The 1,621-nt window shown below is 47.8% G+C and carries 1 protein-coding gene; it reads left to right on the top strand.

Going from position 1 to position 1,621, the window contains the following annotated elements:
- The coding region (locus WBV75_RS11575; protein WP_424120751.1) for a hypothetical protein at window positions 1-1,621 on the top strand (1,621 nt) is incomplete at both ends.

Raw genomic sequence — 1,621 nt, 5'->3', positions numbered from 1 at the left:
CCCTGGAGATCGGGGCCGCCTTGGAACGGGTCAGGTCCCGATCTATGGCCATGCAGTCCTCGGAAGAACTCAACGATGTTTTGAGTGTCCTCTATCAACAGTTCGACCTTTTAGGAATCCAACCCTTAACCGTCTGGCTAACTCTTTGGAACACTGAGGAAAACACCTTTACCTACCGGTCTACGGGCATTTCCGGGAAACGCATTCAGGGGCAGCAGGTCGTGGACATCGAAGGGATGGATATTTGGAAATCGCTTTACGATAAATGGAAGTCCGGTGTTTCAGAAGATGTAGAGGTGCTTTTTTATTCCAAAAAAGACCTGAAACAGCTATTTAACCTGTTGGCCGAAACGTTTGAGGGTATGCCGGAAGAAGAAAGGCTGACTGCAGCACATGCCCCGGAAGGAGGCTACAGCGTGCAGGGGCATTGCAAATTCGGGTATATCGGGTATACCCACACAGCAGAACCCACCCAGGAGGAAAAGGACATTCTCAGCCAGTTTGCAAAAGAATTCGGCCGTGTCTACCAGAGGTTCCTGGATATTGGAAAAGCTGAAGCCCAGGCCCGGGAAGCCCAGATTGAAGTAGCATTGGAGCGCGTCCGTGCACGGTCCATGGCCATGCATACGACAGAGGAAATCCTCGATGTGGTTGTGGTTTTGTTTAACCAGTTAAGAGTTCTTAATATCGATTTCATCCAGGCCTGGATCAGTATCTGGCATTTGGATGATGGTTATATGGAATTATGGCTCTCGCCCATCGAAGGGCACGGCGATTTACCTATTTACCACAAAAGGCCTTCCGCCCAGTTTGAAGATACCACCGTGAAATCCTGGTTGAAGGGGGACCGGTTTTCCTATTTGTCCCTACCGGGGGAGGAAACCGTGACTGAATTCCTGCTTGGTACAGACCAGATAATGGGTGGTGATTATTTCAAAAAATTACAGAAGAAAAACCGATACAACCGACTCGAATTCGTGGATGCCAACCACAGGTACGGCACGGTGAGTATGTCGTGGAATGAGGAAATCCCTGAAAACGACAAGAATATCCTCTCCAGGTTCGCCCAGGTATTCGAACAGACCTATACGCGATTCCTGGACCTGGAGAAAGCAGAAGCCCAGGCCCGGGAAGCCCAGATTGAAGCCTCCCTGGAAAGGGTGCGGTCCCGGTCCATGGCCATGCAAAGTTCAGATGAGCTCAATGATGTGCTTAGCGTCGTTTTCCATCAATTCGATGCACTGAATATCAATCCTATGTTTGCACACCTGGCTTTATATGATCTGGAGAACAACACCTTCAAATACCTTAGGACCGGGAAAACGGGAGAAAGGAATTTAACTGAACAAATTATCAACCTGAATGAGAGGGATGAGTGGAAGGAGGACGTCGAAAACTTTAAAAACGCTAAGCCTGACTCTGTAAGTACAATAGAATTTAAACCAGAAGTTCTCCCGGAGATTTTGGAGTTGTTTGAAGAGAGTCAGTCTGCCTTACCAGAAGATGAAAAAATCCATCCGGAGGATTTTCCAAATGGGATCTTCGCTACACATGGCTATTGCAAATTTGGGTATCTGGGGTTTGATCATACCAGATCTGCCACAGAAGAAGAAATAAAGAT

Source organism: Robiginitalea sp. (genome assembly GCF_049588695.1).
Taxonomy (GTDB): domain Bacteria; phylum Bacteroidota; class Bacteroidia; order Flavobacteriales; family Flavobacteriaceae; genus Robiginitalea.
This window is presented reverse-complemented; position numbering and strand designations above follow the sequence as displayed.